The sequence below is a fragment of the Mesorhizobium sp. genome, assembly GCF_965229135.1.
Taxonomy (GTDB): Bacteria; Pseudomonadota; Alphaproteobacteria; order Rhizobiales; family Rhizobiaceae; genus Mesorhizobium.
Genome location: NZ_OZ245860.1, coordinates 973,824 through 991,579 on the forward strand (window position 1 = coordinate 973,824; position 17,756 = coordinate 991,579).

Consider the following 17,756-nt stretch of genomic DNA (forward strand, 5'->3'; position numbering starts at 1 on the left):
AAACCGTCTGAAACGGCGGCTGGTGGCACGTTTTGCTGTCACGCGGCCAAGCTCCGCCCGCCACCGGCGGAACCGGTCAAGCCGATCTCCGCCGCCGGTGAAATGATGCCGGAATCCCCAAATAGTCGTTTTCTTTTGACGACTTAGTTGCTCTTGCCTTTTCGGTATCCTCGACTGAGCACGCGTTCAAACGCCAATTTTGTCCATATCGATTGACAAAAACTCAACTGACAATTCATGATCGTCCAATGGCCTTACCTTCACTCAATGGGATGCGCGCTTTCGAAGCCGCGGCACGTCTCGGCAGTATCAAGGATGCAGCGGAAGAGCTGCATCTGACTCCATCGGCTATCAGCCGCCATATCCGCGCGCTTGAAAGGAATCTCGGCCAGGATCTGTTCGAGCGTGGCTTTCGCCAGATAACGCCGACTACCAGAGGCTCCTACTATGCGCGCAGCCTCTCGGAGGCGTTCGAGGCTATCTGGCGTGCGACCGATGATGTCAGCCTCTCCGATGGCCCCCGCCACAGCAGAGCCCAACGTGTGAGGGTCTTGTGCGTCCCGGCTGTTCTGAACCTCTGGCTGGCGGACCGGTTGCCGAATTTTCGGCGACTGCACCCGTCCGTCGATCTGGAGATCTCGACATCGGGCAAGCGCGCCAACTTCGACTTGGCCATCGTCGACGAGTTCGTCTACAAGGCCGGCCCAGCCTTGACGCTGCTGATCCCGCTGGTTCTGACGCCGGTCTGCGCGCCCTCGCTGCTAGAGGGGCCGGTGCCGCTGCGATCGCCCGCCGATCTGGTCCATCACCACCTCATCCATGAATGTGAGAGCATGAGATGGAGGCGCTGGCTGGAGCAGGAGGGAGTTTCGGACACGACGCCCAAGTCCAGCACAACACTGGATGATTGCACGCTCATCATGCGCGAGGCGATCAATGGCGCCGGCATCGCGCTTGCCGACACGATGATGGCCCAGGATCTTCTCGACCAAGGCAAACTTGTAGCGCCGTTCAGCGCTCGCCATACCTATCCGGCCGGCATCTACCTGCATCAGCGTCGCAGCATCGGAAACAAGCCGGGCACCGGCTTGTTTCAGGATTGGCTGCTCTCAGAAGTCGCAGACCACAAGCGGGTGATGGCCATCGCTTAGGCGGAACGCCAGTTCCGGCAAAAGAAGAGGATCGCCGGAGCCGCTTTGGATTAAAAACGCTAACGCCGACGTGGCCCGCGGATAGCGGTCAGTCCGCCCACCACGGGCGCGGACGTTGAATTGCACTCGAGATCAGGCTAACGCCTCAGGGCGTACACGTGCCCCACGCCTTCGCTGCTCATCGGCATTGCCGACTCATCGTCCAGCAAGCGGGTGATCCGGGCAAAACCCGTGAAAGCCTTCCTCGCTTCCTCGGGCGACATCTGGCCTGACAAAGCCGCGGAACAGCAATTGAGCGCACACTGATACACCGGCCCACGTCGTCCAATCGGCCATTTCCGCAGAAATACCATTGCTTCTGCTACGCCATCGACTTCTTCCAAGGGATGCCCTTGCCCGCGCGTGATCCGCACCGGCGTAAAGAAATGCAAGCGATCCATGATTTCCTCCCGGTCGATCGCATTACGATCGAACGTTAACAAACTCACAACAGGCCAGTTGGTTCCTGAAAAAGTTGCGGCTGTCTAAAAAAATACGGACGGTCGCGGAAATAGCGCGAACCATTGGAAATGGAGAATCAGCGCCCCGCAACGGGGGCAGCCGATAACAGCGATTCTCATTGAATATCTTTTAGGTCAAAGCCGGCAAATCACTCCGTTGCCGCTTCCCCGGCGTCAGGCCTAACCTGCGCGACCAACGCGTGAGGGCGCGTGGGGCAAAAAGGGGAGGACATCGCGATGACAATACAAGGCGCATCACCCGGCCTGTACAACGAGGATCTCGCTCCGGCGAAGGTTCGAAACTGGGGCCCATTCTCGATCTTCAATGTCTGGACGTCTGACGTCCACAGCCTCTGGGGCTACTATCTGGCTGCCAGTCTCTTCCTGTTCTGCGGTGGCTTCGTCAATTTCATCATCGCCATCGGCATCGGTTCACTGATCATCTACGCGCTGATGAACATGGTCGGTTACGCTGGCGTGAAGACCGGGGTGCCCTACCCTGTGCTTGCCCGCGCGTCCTTCGGCATCTGGGGCGCAAACGTGCCAGCACTGGTGCGCGCCATCGTCGCCTGCTTCTGGTATGGGGCGCAAACGGCGGCGGCCTCGGGCGCGATCGTGGCGCTGCTGACCCGCCTGCAATGGTTCGACGACTTCAACAAATCGACGCATTTCCTTGGCCATTCGGGCCTGGAAGTGATCTGTTTCGTGATCATCTGGGCGTTGCAACTCCTGATCATCCAGAAAGGCATGGAAACGGTGCGCCGCTTCCAGGACTGGGCGGGACCCGCCGTCTGGGTGATGATGCTGCTGCTCGCTGTTTATCTCTGCTTCAAGTCTGGAAGGTTTGCCCTGACCAGCGACATTCCGATGGACGTGCTGCTTGAAAAGACGAAGGATGCCGGCGTGCCTGGCACACCGGGATCGTGGACGTCGCTGTTTGCGGTCGCGGCGATCTGGGTGACTTACTTTTCAGCGCTCTATCTCAACTTCTGCGACTTCGCCCGCTATGCGCCCGACAAGGCGTCGCTGCGCAAGGGCAACATCTGGGGCCTGCCGATCAACCTCATCCTGTTTTCGCTGGTCGCGGGCGTCACCACGATCGCCGCCTTCGACGTCTATCACGAAGTGCTGCTACATCCCGACCAGATCTCGGCGAAATTCGACAGCTGGTTCCTGGCGGCGCTTGCGGCCCTGACCTTCGCCGTGGCTACGCTCGGCATCAATGTGGTGGCAAATTTCGTGTCGCCGGCCTTCGACTTTTCCAACGTCTTTCCCCGTCAGATCGACTTCAAGAAGGGCGGCTATATCGCGGCCGTAATTGCCCTGGTGCTCTATCCCTTCGCGCCATGGGAAGGCAGCGCCGCCTCCTTCGTCAATATCATCGGCGCGACGATGGGGCCGATCTTCGGGGTCATGATGGTCGACTACTACCTGATCCGGAGGGGCGAGGTAGACGTCGACGCACTCTACCGGGAAGACGGCGAATTCCGCTTCCAGGCCGGTTGGCACGTCAATGCCTTCATCGCGGCGGGCATTGGCGCGGTCTTCTCGTCGATCCTGCCCAACTTCACCAGTCTGCTGCCATCCTGGTGGGGTGTCTATGGCTGGTTCTTCGGCGTCGCCATTGCCGGCGTCATCTACTACGTGCTGCGCACCGCGGCCCTGGGCGCTGGCGCCAGGACAGCCAAGGCCTGACAGGCAGTTTCGGGGCGGCGCCATGCCGCCCCGCTTTCTACGCTCCGACCATGTCGGCCAGCCGGCGAACCGTGTTCCAGTTGCGGGAAGTCCCTACACCCAGACGTTTGTGGCTTATGGCCGCCAGAAGCCGGGAATTCGGCGTCTGGCGTGAAAAGAAAATCCAGATGTCGCCGCCGACAGCCTGCATTCTTTCGCCGGGGCCAAGACTGGCACCGAGAGCTTGGAGCGATCCGGCAGGAACGGGCGCACGCATGACCCGCACGGCGACCTGATCTCCCGCGGCTTGCGATTCGATCGGAAATGGATTTCCCGCCGCCAGCATCCGCCAGCCAGCCGCATCGCGCACGACGATATCCACGTGCCGTCCGAACGTCCTTTCGAAAGCCGTCTCCAGCCGCGGTTCCAGCGCGGCGATCGCGGTCTCGTCGGTATCGAAGACAAGGTTGCCCGTGGCGACGAGCGTACGCGGATTCTTCAGGCCAAGACCTTCCGCCATGACCTTGAGATCGGACATGACGACCCTGCGCCCCTCGCCCAGGATGATGCTGTAGAGGAGCGCGACGTAGGTCTGCATCAGTTGAACCGATGGGCTTGCCTAGACCAGCCGGGACTGCTCCACGGCGGCCTCGATGAAGCTGGCAAACAGCGGATGGGGATCAAGCGGCCGGCTTTTCAGTTCCGGGTGATACTGCACACCGATAAACCACGGATGATCCGGATATTCGACCGTCTCCGGCAGCACGCCGTCAGGCGACATGCCGGCAAAGACCAGGCCGCAATCCTCAAGTTGCTGCTTGTAGTCGACATTGACCTCGTAGCGATGCCGGTGGCGCTCGGAGATGCGGGTATCGCCATAGATCTCGGCGATCTTCGATCCCTTGGCGAGGTCGGCTTCATAGGCACCGAGCCGCATCGTGCCACCGAGGTCGCCGGTTGCGCGGCGCTTCTCCAGCATGTTGCCCTTCAGCCATTCGGTCATCAGGCCAACGACGGGCTCCTTGGTCGGACCGAATTCGGTCGACGAAGCATGCTCGACACCAGCCAGTGAGCGCGCTGCTTCGATGCAGGCCATCTGCATGCCGAAGCAGATGCCGAAATACGGCACCTTGCGTTCACGCGCGAATTTCGCCGCCAGGATCTTGCCTTCCGAGCCGCGCTCGCCAAAGCCGCCAGGGACAAGGATGCCATGCACTTTTTCAAGCCAGGGCGTCGGGTCTTCCTTTTCGAAGATCTCGCTCTCGATCCAGTCGAGCTTGACCTTGACCCGATTGGCTAGTCCGCCATGCGACAGTGCCTCGATCAGCGATTTGTAAGCATCCTTGAGCCCGGTGTATTTGCCGACCACGGCGATGGTCACTTCGCCTTCCGGATTGTGGATGCGGTTGGAAACCGCTTGCCATGGATCCATGCGCGGCTTCGGCGCCGGCTCGATCCCGAAGGCGGCAAGCACTTCCGAATCCAGCCCTTCATTATGGTAGGCCATCGGCACGTCATAGATGTGCGGCACATCCAGCGCCTGGATGACGGCGCTTTCCCGGACATTGCAGAACAGCGACAGCTTTCGCCGTTCTTCCTTCGGGATAGGCCGGTCGGCGCGGACCAGCAGAATGTCCGGCGCGATGCCGATGCCGCGCAGTTCCTTGACGGAATGCTGGGTCGGCTTGGTCTTCAGTTCGCCGGCGGTGGGAATGTAGGGCATCAGCGTCAGATGCACATAGACGGCATTGTTGCGCGGCAGGTCGTTGCCGAGCTGACGAATTGCCTCGAGAAACGGCATCGCCTCGATGTCGCCGACCGTGCCGCCGATCTCGCAAAGCACGAAGTCGTAGTCGTCATTGCCGTTGAGGACGAAGTTCTTGATCTCGTCGGTCACGTGGGGGATGACCTGCACGGTAGCGCCGAGATAGTCGCCGCGCCGCTCGCGCTCGATGATGTTCTTGTAGATACGCCCGGTGGTGATGTTGTCTTGCTGGTTGGCAGAACGGCCGGTGAAACGCTCGTAGTGACCAAGATCGAGATCGGTCTCGGCCCCGTCATCGGTGACAAAGACCTCGCCGTGCTGATACGGCGACATCGTTCCGGGATCGACATTCAGATAGGGATCGAGTTTTTTGATGCGTGCGCGATAGCCTCGCGCCTGCAAGAGAGCCCCGAGGGCCGCTGCGGCTATGCCTTTTCCAAGTGAGGAAACCACGCCGCCTGTGATGAATACATATCGCGCCATGGGAGTCATCGCTTAACGCGGCCGAATTGATTCCGCCAGAGAAAAAACCGCCGCAAGGTCTTTTTCCCAAGAAGGCATGGTGCCCCGCAGGGCCAAGTCAAAACAAAAGGGCCGGCGAAAGCCGGCCCTTTCGGCAATATTGTCGAAGGCGTCAGATGATGACGACCTTGGTGCCGACCTTAACGCGGCTGTAGAGGTCCATCACGTGCTCGTTGATCATGCGAAAGCAGCCATTGGACGCGCTGGTTCCGATCGACTGCGGCGCAATGGTGCTGTGAATGCGCAGATGGGTGTCCTTCTTGCCGTCGTAAAGATAGATGGCGCGCGCACCAAGCGGATTCTCACCACCGCCAGGCATACCGTCCTTGAAGCGCCCGTAGTGACTGGGCTCGCGCTTCTGCATGTCGAGCGTCGGGATCCAGCGCGGCCATTCCTGCTTGTCGCCGACGGCGACGGTACCCTTGAACTGCAAGCCTTCACGGCCGACCGCGATGGCGTAGCGGCGAGCAGTGGTCGAGGATTCGACGAGATAGAGACGGCGCGCGCTTGTGTCGATGACGATGGTGCCTGCCTCATAGCCGGTGAACGTTACATCCTGGGGGACGAACTCCGGCTTGACCTTGAACTGTCTCTTCGCTTCCTTCTTGGCAAGCGCAGCGTCCAGAGCGCGCGTCTCGGGGAGATACGCAATCGAGGAGGAAGAGGATGACGTGCCGCCGAACAACCCGGCAAAGAGACCGGTGCTCTGCTGCTGCTGCCCGGACACTTCGCTGCGCAATTCGCCGTTGTTGCCGGTCAGTGCGACATTCATGGCTTCCGCGGGAATCGGCTCGGCCGACTGGATGGGCGCGATCGGTGCGACCGGCTCAGCCTGCTCGATGATCTTGACTGTTTTCTTGGATGGCTTGGCATCGGCAACCACCTCTGTCGCAGTTGGCTTGCCCTTCTTTGCAAGGAAAGCCTGGCGTTCGGCGTCAGCCCTGGCCTTGGCCGCCTCACGCATCGCCAACTTCCTGGCCTCGAGCGCCTTGGCCTGAGCGGCTTCCTTGTCGGCCGCTATCTTGGCCTCGAGCTTGCTGATCTGGGCTAGGTCCTCGGACGTCGGGTTCTTCTTCTTTTTAAGAAGCCTCAGTTGCGCCGCGTCACTCTTGACGGCGACGTTGATCACATCGGTCCTCTCGACCGACGGCGATACGGCCATGTTTACCGGCGTGCCGGCGAAGGCTGCGGAACTCAGGCCGAGTGCGGCGCAAAATCCCAGGAAAATGAAGCTGCGAAGCTGCATGGCGAAGATCCGATCGTTCTATGCTTGTTGCCCACGGCGTCGCCCGGCGCCCCCCAAGGACGCCGAAAATGCCGCCTGCAATCTATAGTCGATTAAACGGCGGCCTCTCAAGCGCACTGGTGCGCTGCACAAGGTCGAATCTTCGTGATAGCGCGGCATTTGCCGCGACTGTGATCAATCGACAACAGGTCGCGGCATGAGGCCGGCTTACTGGTTGGGGACCTGAGGCGTAACCGGCGAAGTGACGCCATTCGTGGCCGGTTGCGTCGTCGAACCCGCCGCCGGCGGCGTCGAAGGCGCGGTTGCCGGAGGTGTCGTCGTCGCGTCGTTACCCGAGGGCGGCACCGGCTTGGCAGGCGTCGCCGGCGCTGGCGTGCCCGAAGGCGGTGTCGGCGTGGTGGTGCCGGGCAACTGGTTGAGCACGCCCTTGCCCGCATTGTCCGAGGTTGCCGGAGCGGACGGCACGCGGTCGAGGATGTCGATCGGCTTCTCGCCGTATCGAGCGACGACGGAAAGCGTCAGCGACGTGACGAAGAAAGCGGCCGCCAGGATCGCCGTCGCCCGCGTCAGCGCATTGGCGGCGCCGCGTGCGGTCATGAAGCCCGAGCCGCCGCCGATGCCAAGGCCGCCGCCTTCGGAGCGTTGCAGCAGCACTACACCAACAAGGGCGAGCACAACCATGAGGTGAACGACGATCAGTACGGTTTGCATAGTTTATCCTGGCAAGGCCTTGCCCAGTCATGGACAAGGCCGGTGATTTGGAGGCGGCTCAATACAATGCTTTAACGGCATTTCCAAGCCCGTGGGCCGAATATGGGAAGCAATACGTGCTTTGCAACGACTTGTGCCGCGGCGCGGCCTCGTTCGAGGCCGGTAGCACGCTTCAGATACTGCGATACGCTTCCGCGATTGCGAGAAAGTCCGCAGCTTTCAGACTGGCGCCGCCGACCAGCGCGCCATCGACGTTTTTCACGCCGAGCAGTTCGGCGGCGTTGGATGGCTTGACCGAACCACCGTAGAGTATCCGGATCTTGGCCGCGGCAGCCCCAAGCTTCTCCGTCAGTCTTTCGCGTATATGCGCGTGCGCTTCGGCAACATCGGCGGCGGTCGGCGTCAGCCCGGTCCCGATCGCCCACACAGGCTCATAGGCGACGACTGTGTTGGTGGCCGTTGCATTTGGCGGCACGGAACCGTCGACCTGCCGGGACAATATGTCGAGCGTTGCGCCCGTCTCCCTTTCAGCCTTGGTCTCGCCGATGCAAACGATTGCTACAAGCCCGGCGCGCCATGCTGCCGATGCCTTGGCATGGACCATGGCATCGTCGTCGCCGCACTGTTCGCGACATTCGGAATGTCCGACAATGACGTGGCTCGCCCCAGCGTCCTTCAGCATCTCGGCCGAAATGCAGCCTGTATAGGCGCCGCTTTCCTTAGGGTGGCAATCCTCGCCGCCCGCCCGCACGGGTGTGCGCGAGAGGATCTCCGCGGCATGCGCAAGCAGGGTCGCGGGGACGCAGACCAGCGCTTCGGTATCCGCGTCCAGTCCACTCATGAAGCCGTTGCCGATCATCCTGAGTTCGTTGAGGGAGGCGCTGGTACCGTTCATTTTCCAGTTGCCGGCGATCAACGGGCGGATTCCTGGCGTCATGGGTTTGTTTCTCCGGGCAATATTCGGCTCTGGCCCTCACTACCAAAATCAAGCCACAAAGCAATCGACAGTGGGCCGGAAGGGCGCTATTGCGCTTGTTTCAGACTCGGCGCATGCGAAAATGCGCATAAATCGGAAGTAACCATGCTTGGTATCTTGAGAAACGCGGCGGGAACCTGGGTCGCGAAGACGCTGCTTTCGCTGCTTGTGGTCAGTTTCCTCGCCTGGGGCATTTCCGGGCGGCTGATGGGCGGCTTCGCCGGGCATGACTCGGTGATTACCGCCGGAGGCACCAAGGTGTCCATCAACGAATACCGCCTGGCCTACGATCGCCAACTGAACGTGATGTCGCAGCAATTCGGCCAGCGCATCACCCAGGAACAGGCGAAGGCCCTTGGCATCGACAACCAGGTGCTGGCGCAGCTGGTGTCGGGTGCTGTTCTCGACGAGCAGGCCCGCAAGCTCGGTCTCGGTCTTTCCAAGGACCGGCTTGCCGAACTGACGCGCGAAGATCCTGCATTCAAGGGCCCTGGCGGCACGTTTGACAGGAAAACATTCGAATACATGCTGCGCCAGGTCGGCATGCGGCCGGAGGATTACCTGAAGAACCGCGCCCAGGTTGCGGTGCGCCAGCAGATCGTCGAAGCAGTTTCCGACGGGCTCAAGACGCCGGACACATTCCTGAAGGCGGTCGCGCTCTATCGTGGCGAAGACCGCACAATCGACTATGTGACCCTGCCAAAGGCCTTGGTCGAGCCGATACAGGCGCCGTCAGACAGCGTCCTTTCCACCTATTTCGAGGCAAACAAGAAAGCCTACGCGGCGCCCGAGTACCGCAAGTTCTCTTATGTGCGGCTCGAACCGGTCGATATCATGGATGTGAGTTCCGTGACCGACGCCCAGGTCAGCGAGGACTACAACAAGAACAAGGCCCGCTATACCACGCCGGAACAGCGCACCATCGAGCAGTTGGTGTTCAAGAGCCCCGAGGCTGCCAAGGCGGCATTCGATTCGCTCAAGGCCGGCGCCACTTTCGACAAGATCGTCACGGCTGAAGGCAAGACGCCGGCTGATACGCTCCTTGGGACGCTCGCCAAGGACAAGATCGCCGACAAGGCGGTTGCCGATGCCGCCTTCGCGCTCAACGTCAATGAAGTCAGCCCCGTGGTACAGGGCGCCTTCGGTGCCGTGCTTTTGCGTGTCACGGAGATCAAGCCGGAAGTGACGAAGCCTCTGGCGGAAGTCTCCGACCAGATTCGAAAGGACATTGCCCTGGGCGAAGGAAGCCGCGTCCTGCTGGATGTGCACGATAGTTATGAAGACGCCCGCGCGGCGGGCAGCTCGCTTGCCGATGCAGCCGCCAAGCTGAAGCTCAAGGTCGTTACCATCGATGCAATCGATCGTACGGGCTTGAGGCCGGACGGGACGATCGTGAAGGACCTGCCGGAATCCCCCGACCTGATCAAGGCAGTGTTTGCAGCCGAACCGCATACGGAGAACGAGGCGATGACGACGGCCGACAATGGCTTCGTCTTCTACGAACTTGATTCGATCACACCTGCTCGCGACCGCACGCTTGATGAAGTGCGCCAGAAGGTGGTGTCCGACTGGACGGCAGCTGAAACCACCAAGCGCCTCGCGGCCAAGGCCGACGAACTCGAGAAGCGCCTGAAGGCAGGCACCACGCTCGATGTGATTGCGGGCGAGCTCAAGCTCGAAAAGCAGACCAAGCGCGGTGTGAAACGCGATGCCGATGATGTCGATTTCGGCAAGGCGGGGGCGGCCGCGATGTTCGGCGTCGGCGATGGAGGCACCGGACTGATCCCCTCGCCCACGGGCGATGGCCAGATCCTGTACAAGGTGGCCGAGGTGTTCGAGCCTGCCGGTGCGGATGCCAGCTCGGTCCCGGAAGATGTACAGAAGACTTTCACCGCCGGCATGTCGGATGACCTCCTCGATCAATTGGTGGCGCAGTTGCAGACGCAGTATGACGTGCGCATCGATCAAGCCGCTGTTGCGCAAGCCCTGACAAGATGAGCGCACTGAAGACCCATATCGCCAAGGTCGCCACCGGGACCGCGCTGTCCTTCGAGGAAGCGCGCGAGGCCTTCGACATCATCATGTCGGGCGACGCCACACCCGGCCAGATCGGCGGCTTCCTGATGGCGTTGCGCGTACGCGGCGAGACGGTGAGCGAGATTTCCGGCGCCGTCGCGACCATGCGCGCCAAGATGCTGCGCGTCGAAGCGCCTGACGGCGCCATCGATATCGTCGGCACCGGCGGCGACAATTCGCACAGCGTCAACATCTCCACCGCATCCTCCTTCGTCATTGCCGCCAGCGGCGTGCCGGTGGCCAAGCACGGCAACCGCGGCCTGTCCTCGCTGACCGGTTCCGCCGACGTTCTGATCGCGCTCGGCGTCAAGATAGACCTTGCGCCCGAAGCGATCAGCCGCTGCATTCACGAGGCAGGCGTCGGCTTCATGTTCGCACCGGCGCATCATCCGGCAATGAAGCATGTCGGTCCAACCCGGGTTGAACTCGGGACGCGCACCATCTTCAATCTGCTTGGACCGCTCTCCAATCCGGCCAGCGTCAGCAGGCAGATGGTTGGCGTGTTCCTGCCCGAATGGATCATGCCCGTGGCCGAGACGCTGAAGGCGTTGGGCGCCGGTCATGTCTGGGTCGTCCACGGTGACGGCTATGACGAGATCACCACGACCGGAGAAACGCATGTGGCCGAGCTGGTTGGCGGCGAGATCCGGAGCTTCACATTGACCCCGGAAGCCGTCGGGCTGAAGCGTCATACCAAGGATGAACTGCGCGGTGGCGACGCGGCGTACAATGCCAATGCGTTGCGTGAGATGCTGGGCGGTGCCGCTGGCGCCTATCGCGATACCGTACTGATGAATGCCGGCGCCGGACTTGTGGTGGCAGGCAAGGCAACCACGCTTGCCGACGGCATTGCGGCTGCTTCGCAAGCCATCGACAGCGGCCGGTCGCTTGCCGTGCTCGACAGGCTGATCGCGATTTCGAACGGTTAGAAGAATGTCCGACATCCTGCGCAAGATCGAAGCCTACAAGCGCGACGAGATCGCGGCGGCAAAAGCAAAGATACCGTTGGCTGAGATGAAGGCACGGGCGAAGGACGCCGCCGCGCCGCGCGGCTTTCTTGCTGCGCTCGAGGCAAAGCACAGATCGGGTAACTTCGCCCTGATCGCCGAGATCAAGAAGGCTAGTCCCTCCAAAGGGCTGATCCGTGCCGATTTCGATCCACCATCGTTGGCGCGGGCCTATGAGGCGGGCGGCGCCGCCTGTCTTTCCGTGTTGACCGACGCGCCGTCCTTCCAGGGCGCGCCGGAATTTCTGACCAGTGCCAGGGCTGCTGTCGCCCTGCCCGCGCTGCGCAAGGATTTCCTGTTCGATCCCTACCAAGTGTACGAAGCTCGCGCCTGGGGCGCGGATGCCATCCTGATCATCATGGCCAGCGTCGATGACGCCTTGGCGAGCGAGCTTGAGGCGACAGCATTCGAACTTGGCATGGACGCACTGATCGAGGTGCATGACGAGGCCGAGACAGACCGCGCGTTGAAACTGTCATCGCAACTGATCGGCATCAACAACCGTAATCTGAGGACGTTCGAGACCAGCCTTGAGACCTCGGAGCGGCTGGCGCCGATGGTGCCGGGTGGCCGGTTGCTGGTCAGCGAGAGCGGCATTTTCACGCATGACGACTGCCTCAGAATGGAGAAAAGAGGCATCGGCACCTTTCTCGTTGGCGAGAGCCTGATGCGGCAAAGGGATGTCAGCACGGCGACCCGTCTGCTTCTGACGGGCAAGGCGTCGGCCGAGGCGATCTGATAATGAAGGCTGCCCTCACCCATCTTGGCGCACGGGGCGAGGCCAACATGGTCGATGTCGGCGACAAGGCCGAGACAACGCGCACGGCGATCGCCGAAGGCTTTGTCTCGATGTTGCCCGAGACGCTGGAAATGATTTTGGCAGGCGACGCCAAGAAGGGTGACGTGCTGGGTACGGCGCGAATAGCCGGTATCATGGCCGCCAAGAAGGCGCATGAGCTGATCCCGCTCTGCCACCCATTGCTCCTGACCAAGGTATCCGTCGACATCGAGCCGGACCCGAAGCTGCCCGGACTGCGCGTCACGGCGCTCGCGCGCGTCACCGGCAAGACCGGCGTCGAGATGGAAGCTTTGACCGCGGCCTCGGTTGCATGCCTGACCATCTATGACATGGCCAAGGCGGTCGACCGCGCCATGGTGATCTCCGGCATCCGGCTGATCGAAAAGAGCGGCGGGAAGTCCGGCGACTACAGGGCGGCCGAGTAGATGGCGCTGGTTCCGGTCGCGGACGCGCTTGAACGCCTGCTGGACGGCGCGCAGCCCTCGGGCCATGAAGCCGTTGGTCTTATGGACGCAGTCGAGCGCGTGCTGGCGGAACCAGTCATCGCGCTGCGCACCCAGCCGCCTTTCGATGCATCGGCCATGGACGGCTACGCCACGCGCGCCGCCGACGTGGCATCCGTGCCGGCACGCCTTTCGGTGATCGGCATGGCGCCGGCCGGACGCGGATTTGATGGTGCTGTCGGCAAGGCACAGGCCGTGCGCATCTTCACAGGCGCGCCGCTGCCCGAAGGCGCCGACACCATCGTCATCCAGGAGAACGTCCGCGCTCTCGGCGGCGGCGTCATCGAAGTGACCGAGCCTACGGCCGAGGGGCGCAACATCCGCCGCATCGGGCTCGACTTCTCGAAAGGCGATATCCTGCTTGAAAAAGGCCGCCTTCTCGATCCGGCGGCGTTGTCGCTGGCCGCGTCCGCCAACCATCCCTTCGTCAATGTGTTCAAGCGGCCGCTTGTCGCCATCATCGCCACGGGCGATGAATTGCTGCCGCCGGGCAGCGAGCTTGGCCCCGACCAGATCATTTCGTCCAATGCCTACGGCGTTGCCGCGGCTGCCCAGTCGGTCGGCGCACGCGTGGTCGATCTCGGTATCGCCGCCGACAAGAAGGAGGCCATAGCCGCCCTGTTGAAAAAGGCGGTCGAAGCAGGCGCGGACGTCGTCGTTACGCTGGGCGGCGCCTCGGTCGGTGACCACGACCTGATCCATGACGTGCTGACCGGCGAAGGCATGACGCTCGATTTCTGGAAGATCGCCATGCGGCCCGGCAAGCCGTTGATGTTCGGACGCATGGGCAATATCCGTTGCATCGGGCTGCCCGGCAATCCGGTGGCGAGCCTCGTCTGCTCGCAGTTGTTCCTGAAACCGTTGCTGGCGCGGCTCGGCGGCCGCGGCTATCGGCAGGATGTGCGCGAGGCTCGGCTGAGCGCCCCGATGCAGGCCAACGATCTCAGGCAGGATTATGTACGAGCCATCGTCAAGGAAGACGCTGACGGCCTCGTGGCTACGCCTTTCGGCATCCAGGATTCCTCGATGCTGAGAACGCTGGCCGACGCCAACGGGCTTATCGTGAGGGCGCCGTTTGCTCCCGCGTCGGCCGCGGGCAGCCCCTGCAGCGTTCTAATGCTTCGGTAAGCAAAGCACGACAAGCCACTGATAACGCGGCTGAAAGGAGAGCCACGCTTATTCGGCGACCAGGGTTCGCGTGAGCGCATGCTGTGGATCGGCAAGGCCGTCGACAATGCTGAAATGATGTCGATCCGGCTCTACGACCGCGGCGGTCTTGGCGCCAAGGCCGGTCCAGATGTTGGCCAGCAAGGCGCTCTGGCGCAGGAATTCGGCGCGCTCGCCGCCGCCGACCCAGCAGGTGATGCGCGCACCATCCATGGGACGCAACAGCGCTGGGCTTTCGGCCAGCGCTTCGGCCTCGTCGAGATTGAGTCCAGCGTTCATGTCGGTTCGCATCAGCGGGCGCAGATCGTGCACACCCGAGATCGATACGACATGGCGGATGCGTCTTGCCACGGCTGCCGCCAATGGTGTCGTTGCGGTCACCATCCGGCTGACGAGGTGACCACCAGCGGAATGGCCTGTCAGCATCAAGGGCCCTTCGACAAGCTCCGCGGCCTTGCTGATCGCCGCACCGACTTCCCTTGCGATGCCGGCGATGCGTATATCCGGGCAAAGCGTGTAGGAGGGCATCGCGACGGCATAACCATGGCTGACAGCGCCGACGGCGAGATGTGACCAGAAACTCTTGTCGAAGGCTTTCCAGTAGCCGCCATGGACGAAAACGACCAGCCCTTCGGGGCTCGCTGCAGGAAGGAACAGATCGAGCCGGTTACGCGTCCCGTTGCCGTAGGCGATGTCGAGCCGCGCCCTGCCCTCCGCTGAAAGCTGATCGCGAAACGCTCGCGCGGGCTCCACCCATTCCGCCGGCCAGCGGTCGCTTGCGGCGATGTTCGCGCCGTTGGCATAGGCATTGTCCCAATCGGTGATGTGTTGTTCGAGCACCGGCACCCTCCCCCAAAAGCGCATCGTTCAGTTTCGTAGCAATGAGCACCGAAACCGATGACGTCAATGCTTAGGGACAAAAACCTTTAGGCTTGAAACAAATTTCGGCAGGTGCCATGCTGCACCATGTTCAGTCGAGAACGGGAGATCTCACTGTGCCGTCCAATAGACCCGCATACCTTCGTTCAGCCATGGCTGTGCCAATGGCTTCGCGCGCCGGCCCAGGGTCGCCGTGACGGACCTTCGACCTAAAGCAGTAGGCACAGAACAGAGCCGGGCAAAGCGTGCCGCGGCCACAACAGGGGAATGTCGCGAAATGCTTGGGCCATCAGCGCATATCGACACCTTTACGAGGGACAACCTTCCTCCGCCGGGGCAGTGGCCGGACTTCCTGCTTGACGGCTTCGACTATCCCGAACACCTCAACGCTGGCGTGGAATTGACGGACAGGCTGGTTGAAAAGGGCCTCGGCGACCATACGGCGCTGATCGGCAACGGCCGCCGCCGCACCTACAAGGAGCTGTCCGACTGGACGAACCGGCTGGCCCACGCGCTGGTCGAGAACTATGGCGTCAAGCCGGGCAACCGCGTGCTGATCCGCTCGGCAAACAACCCCGCAATGGTCGCCTGTTGGCTCGCTGCGACCAAGGTGGGCGCCGTGGTCGTCAACACCATGCCGATGCTGCGCGCCGGCGAACTCGCCAAGATCGTCGACAAGGCGGAAATCACGATCGCGCTTTGCGACACCAGGCTGATGGATGAGATGACGGCTTGCGCCAAGGACAGCGCCTTCCTCGAACAGGTCATCGGCTTCGACGGCACCGCCAACCATGATGCGGAACTCGATCGCGCCGCCCTGGACAAGCCGGTGACCTTCACCGCCGTCAACACTGGCCGCGACGACGTCGCCCTTCTCGGCTTCACCTCGGGCACGACCGGCGTGCCGAAGGCGACGATGCATTTTCACCGTGATCTCCTGATCATCGCCGACGCCTATGCGCGCGAGATTCTCCAGGTGACGCCGGACGATGTCTTCGTCGGTTCGCCGCCGCTTGCCTTCACCTTCGGACTTGGCGGGCTCGCCATCTTTCCGTTGCGCTTCGGCGCGGCGGCCACGTTGCTCGAACAGGCGACACCGCCCAACATGATCCACATCATCGAGACCTATAAGGCGACGGTCTCCTTCACCGCGCCGACCGCCTACCGCGCGATGCTAAAGGCCATGGATGAAGGCGCCGATCTATCGTCGCTGCGCGTCGCCGTTTCGGCAGGCGAAACATTGCCGGCACCCGTCTTCGAAGAGTGGACGCAAAAGACCGGAAAACCGATCCTCGACGGCATCGGCGCCACGGAAATGCTGCACATCTTCATCTCGAACCGCTTTGGCGACATGAAAGCTGCCTCCACCGGCAAGCCAGTCGCCGGCTACGAGGCGCGCATCGTCGACGACGAAATGAACGAACTGCCGCGCGGCGCGATCGGCAGGCTGGCCGTACGTGGGCCGACCGGCTGCCGCTACATGGCCGATGCCAGGCAAGAGGAATATGTCCGAGATGGCTGGAACCTCACCGGCGACACCTTTACGCAGGACGAGGATGGTTTCTTCCATTTCGCAGCGCGCTCCGACGACATGATCGTCAGCGCCGGCTATAACATCGCCGGTCCCGAGGTCGAGGCGGCGCTATTGTCGCACGCGGATGTTGCGGAATGCGCGGTGATCGGCGCCGATGACACCGAGCGCGGCCAGATCGTCGAAGCGCATGTCGTGCTTGTACAAGGCGTTGCGGCGGACGCCATGACGATCAAGCGACTGCAGGATCACGTCAAGGCGACAATCGCCCCCTACAAGTATCCGCGATCGATAAAATTCATCGCCGCCCTGCCCAAGACCCAGACCGGCAAGATCCAGCGTTTTCGGCTGCGCACGGAGCAAACCCATTGAGCGAGCCATACGATCCTTCGTCCGAAGGCGCTGAGATGTCGTTCAAGGAACGGATGTCCTACAGCGACTATCTGCATCTGGAGAACATTCTCGACGCCCAAGCTCCACTCTCGACCGCGCATGACGAGATGCTGTTCATCATCCAGCATCAGACCTCGGAGCTGTGGATGAAGCTCGCTCTTCACGAGATCGGCGCCGCCATCCGCTCGATTCGCGCCGACCGCCTTGAGCCGAGCTTCAAGATGCTGTCGCGCGTCGCGCGCATCTTCGAGCAGTTGAACAATGCCTGGGATGTGCTGCGGACAATGACACCCAGCGAATATACCGAATTCCGCGATTCGCTCGGCCAGTCCTCCGGTTTCCAGTCCTGGCAATACCGCGCCATCGAATTCATGGCCGGCAACCGCAACCTCGCCATGCTCGGCCTCCACAAGCATCGGGCGGACCTCACCGGAAAGCTCGAGGCAATTCTCGCCGTCCCGTCGCTCTACGACGAAGCAATCCTATTGCTGGGCCGAAACGGGTTCGAGATCGGCGCTGACGCCAAGCGCACAGACTGGCGCAAAACACGCACCGAGAATGAAGAGGTCCTGGTCGCATGGCAGGCCGTCTATCGCGATCCGCGGCGATACTGGATGTTCTACGAGCTGGCGGAAAAACTGGTCGACTTCGAGGACTATTTCCGGCGCTGGCGCTTCAACCATGTCACCACGGTCGAGCGCATCATCGGAATGAAGCGCGGCACCGGCGGCACCTCCGGCGCCTCCTACCTCAAGAAGATGCTGGAAGTCGTCCTGTTTCCCGAGCTCTGGAATGTTCGCACCAGGCTATGACTGAACGCCCATTCGAGTAACGGGCCGAGCGGTGAGCAGCCGCG

General features: G+C 61.9%; 16 protein-coding genes. 9 read left to right on the plus strand and 7 right to left on the minus strand.

Annotated features, from left to right (window positions below; all coding sequences use genetic code 11):
- Window positions 1-212 precede the first annotated feature (212 nt).
- Window positions 213-1,151 carry a LysR family transcriptional regulator gene (locus ACO07C_RS04730; protein ID WP_421913071.1) on the plus strand — a complete coding sequence of 313 codons (939 nt, stop codon included), beginning with the start codon at window positions 213-215 and terminating at the stop codon, window positions 1,149-1,151.
- Window positions 1,152-1,288: 137 nt separating this feature from the next.
- Here ACO07C_RS04730 and ACO07C_RS04735 read toward each other — a convergent pair whose 3' ends face one another.
- Window positions 1,289-1,591, minus strand: a complete 303-nt coding sequence (locus ACO07C_RS04735) for a DUF982 domain-containing protein (RefSeq protein WP_421913072.1) — start codon at window positions 1,589-1,591, stop codon at window positions 1,289-1,291.
- A gap of 297 nt (window positions 1,592-1,888) precedes the next feature.
- Between ACO07C_RS04735 and ACO07C_RS04740 the strand changes: the two genes are divergently transcribed.
- Complete coding sequence (locus tag ACO07C_RS04740; RefSeq protein ID WP_421913073.1) at window positions 1,889-3,346, plus strand: NCS1 family nucleobase:cation symporter-1; 1,458 nt, start codon at window positions 1,889-1,891, stop codon at window positions 3,344-3,346.
- Between the two features lie 37 nt (window positions 3,347-3,383).
- Here ACO07C_RS04740 and ACO07C_RS04745 read toward each other — a convergent pair whose 3' ends face one another.
- The 5 genes from ACO07C_RS04745 to tpiA all read right to left on the minus strand — a co-directional run bounded on the left by ACO07C_RS04745 (window position 3,384) and on the right by tpiA (window position 8,506).
- Window positions 3,384-3,923, minus strand: coding sequence for a DUF1697 domain-containing protein (locus ACO07C_RS04745; RefSeq protein WP_421913074.1), 540 nt, complete (start codon window positions 3,921-3,923; stop codon window positions 3,384-3,386).
- A gap of 21 nt (window positions 3,924-3,944) precedes the next feature.
- Window positions 3,945-5,582 (minus strand): CTP synthase, encoded by a 1,638-nt coding sequence (locus tag ACO07C_RS04750; RefSeq protein ID WP_421913075.1) that lies wholly within the window; start codon window positions 5,580-5,582, stop codon window positions 3,945-3,947.
- 142 nt (window positions 5,583-5,724) lie between these two features.
- Complete coding sequence (locus ACO07C_RS04755) at window positions 5,725-6,858, minus strand: L,D-transpeptidase family protein (protein ID WP_421913076.1); 1,134 nt, start codon at window positions 6,856-6,858, stop codon at window positions 5,725-5,727.
- Window positions 6,859-7,065: 207 nt separating this feature from the next.
- Window positions 7,066-7,569 carry a preprotein translocase subunit SecG gene (gene secG / locus ACO07C_RS04760; protein WP_421913077.1) on the minus strand — a complete coding sequence of 168 codons (504 nt, stop codon included), beginning with the start codon at window positions 7,567-7,569 and terminating at the stop codon, window positions 7,066-7,068.
- Window positions 7,570-7,741: 172 nt separating this feature from the next.
- Window positions 7,742-8,506, minus strand: coding sequence for a triose-phosphate isomerase (gene tpiA, locus ACO07C_RS04765; protein WP_421913078.1), 765 nt, complete (start codon window positions 8,504-8,506; stop codon window positions 7,742-7,744).
- Between the two features lie 144 nt (window positions 8,507-8,650).
- On the opposite strand from tpiA, the gene ACO07C_RS04770 reads away from it, so the two are divergent.
- Genes ACO07C_RS04770 through glp form a run of 5 tightly spaced genes read left to right on the plus strand, consistent with a single transcriptional unit; the run spans window position 8,651 to window position 14,058 of the window.
- Window positions 8,651-10,543 carry a SurA N-terminal domain-containing protein gene (locus tag ACO07C_RS04770; protein ID WP_421913079.1) on the plus strand — a complete coding sequence of 631 codons (1,893 nt, stop codon included), beginning with the start codon at window positions 8,651-8,653 and terminating at the stop codon, window positions 10,541-10,543.
- On the plus strand, window positions 10,540-11,550 hold the full coding sequence (gene trpD, locus ACO07C_RS04775; protein ID WP_421913080.1) for an anthranilate phosphoribosyltransferase: 1,011 nt from the start codon (window positions 10,540-10,542) through the stop codon (window positions 11,548-11,550). Before ACO07C_RS04770 ends, trpD begins: the two co-directional genes overlap by 4 nt.
- Before the next feature lie 4 nt (window positions 11,551-11,554).
- Entirely contained in the window at window positions 11,555-12,367 is an 813-nt protein-coding gene (gene trpC, locus ACO07C_RS04780; RefSeq protein ID WP_421913082.1) for an indole-3-glycerol phosphate synthase TrpC, read from the plus strand.
- Window positions 12,368-12,369: 2 nt separating this feature from the next.
- Window positions 12,370-12,852 carry a cyclic pyranopterin monophosphate synthase MoaC gene (gene moaC, locus ACO07C_RS04785; RefSeq protein ID WP_421913084.1) on the plus strand — a complete coding sequence of 161 codons (483 nt, stop codon included), beginning with the start codon at window positions 12,370-12,372 and terminating at the stop codon, window positions 12,850-12,852.
- Window positions 12,853-14,058: a gephyrin-like molybdotransferase Glp gene (glp, locus tag ACO07C_RS04790; protein ID WP_421913085.1), complete on the plus strand. Its 1,206-nt coding sequence runs from the start codon at window positions 12,853-12,855 to the stop codon at window positions 14,056-14,058.
- 48 nt (window positions 14,059-14,106) lie between these two features.
- Here glp and ACO07C_RS04795 read toward each other — a convergent pair whose 3' ends face one another.
- The gene (locus ACO07C_RS04795; protein ID WP_421913086.1) at window positions 14,107-14,961 is read right to left on the minus strand and encodes an alpha/beta hydrolase; all 855 of its coding nucleotides are present in this window, start codon (window positions 14,959-14,961) and stop codon (window positions 14,107-14,109) included.
- Between the two features lie 292 nt (window positions 14,962-15,253).
- Between ACO07C_RS04795 and ACO07C_RS04800 the strand changes: the two genes are divergently transcribed.
- The gene (locus tag ACO07C_RS04800; RefSeq protein ID WP_421913087.1) at window positions 15,254-16,879 is read left to right on the plus strand and encodes an AMP-binding protein; all 1,626 of its coding nucleotides are present in this window, start codon (window positions 15,254-15,256) and stop codon (window positions 16,877-16,879) included.
- Window positions 16,876-17,712 carry a tryptophan 2,3-dioxygenase gene (gene kynA, locus ACO07C_RS04805; RefSeq protein WP_421913088.1) on the plus strand — a complete coding sequence of 279 codons (837 nt, stop codon included), beginning with the start codon at window positions 16,876-16,878 and terminating at the stop codon, window positions 17,710-17,712. The genes ACO07C_RS04800 and kynA overlap by 4 nt, the downstream gene beginning before the upstream one ends.
- Window positions 17,713-17,756: the final 44 nt, after the last annotated feature.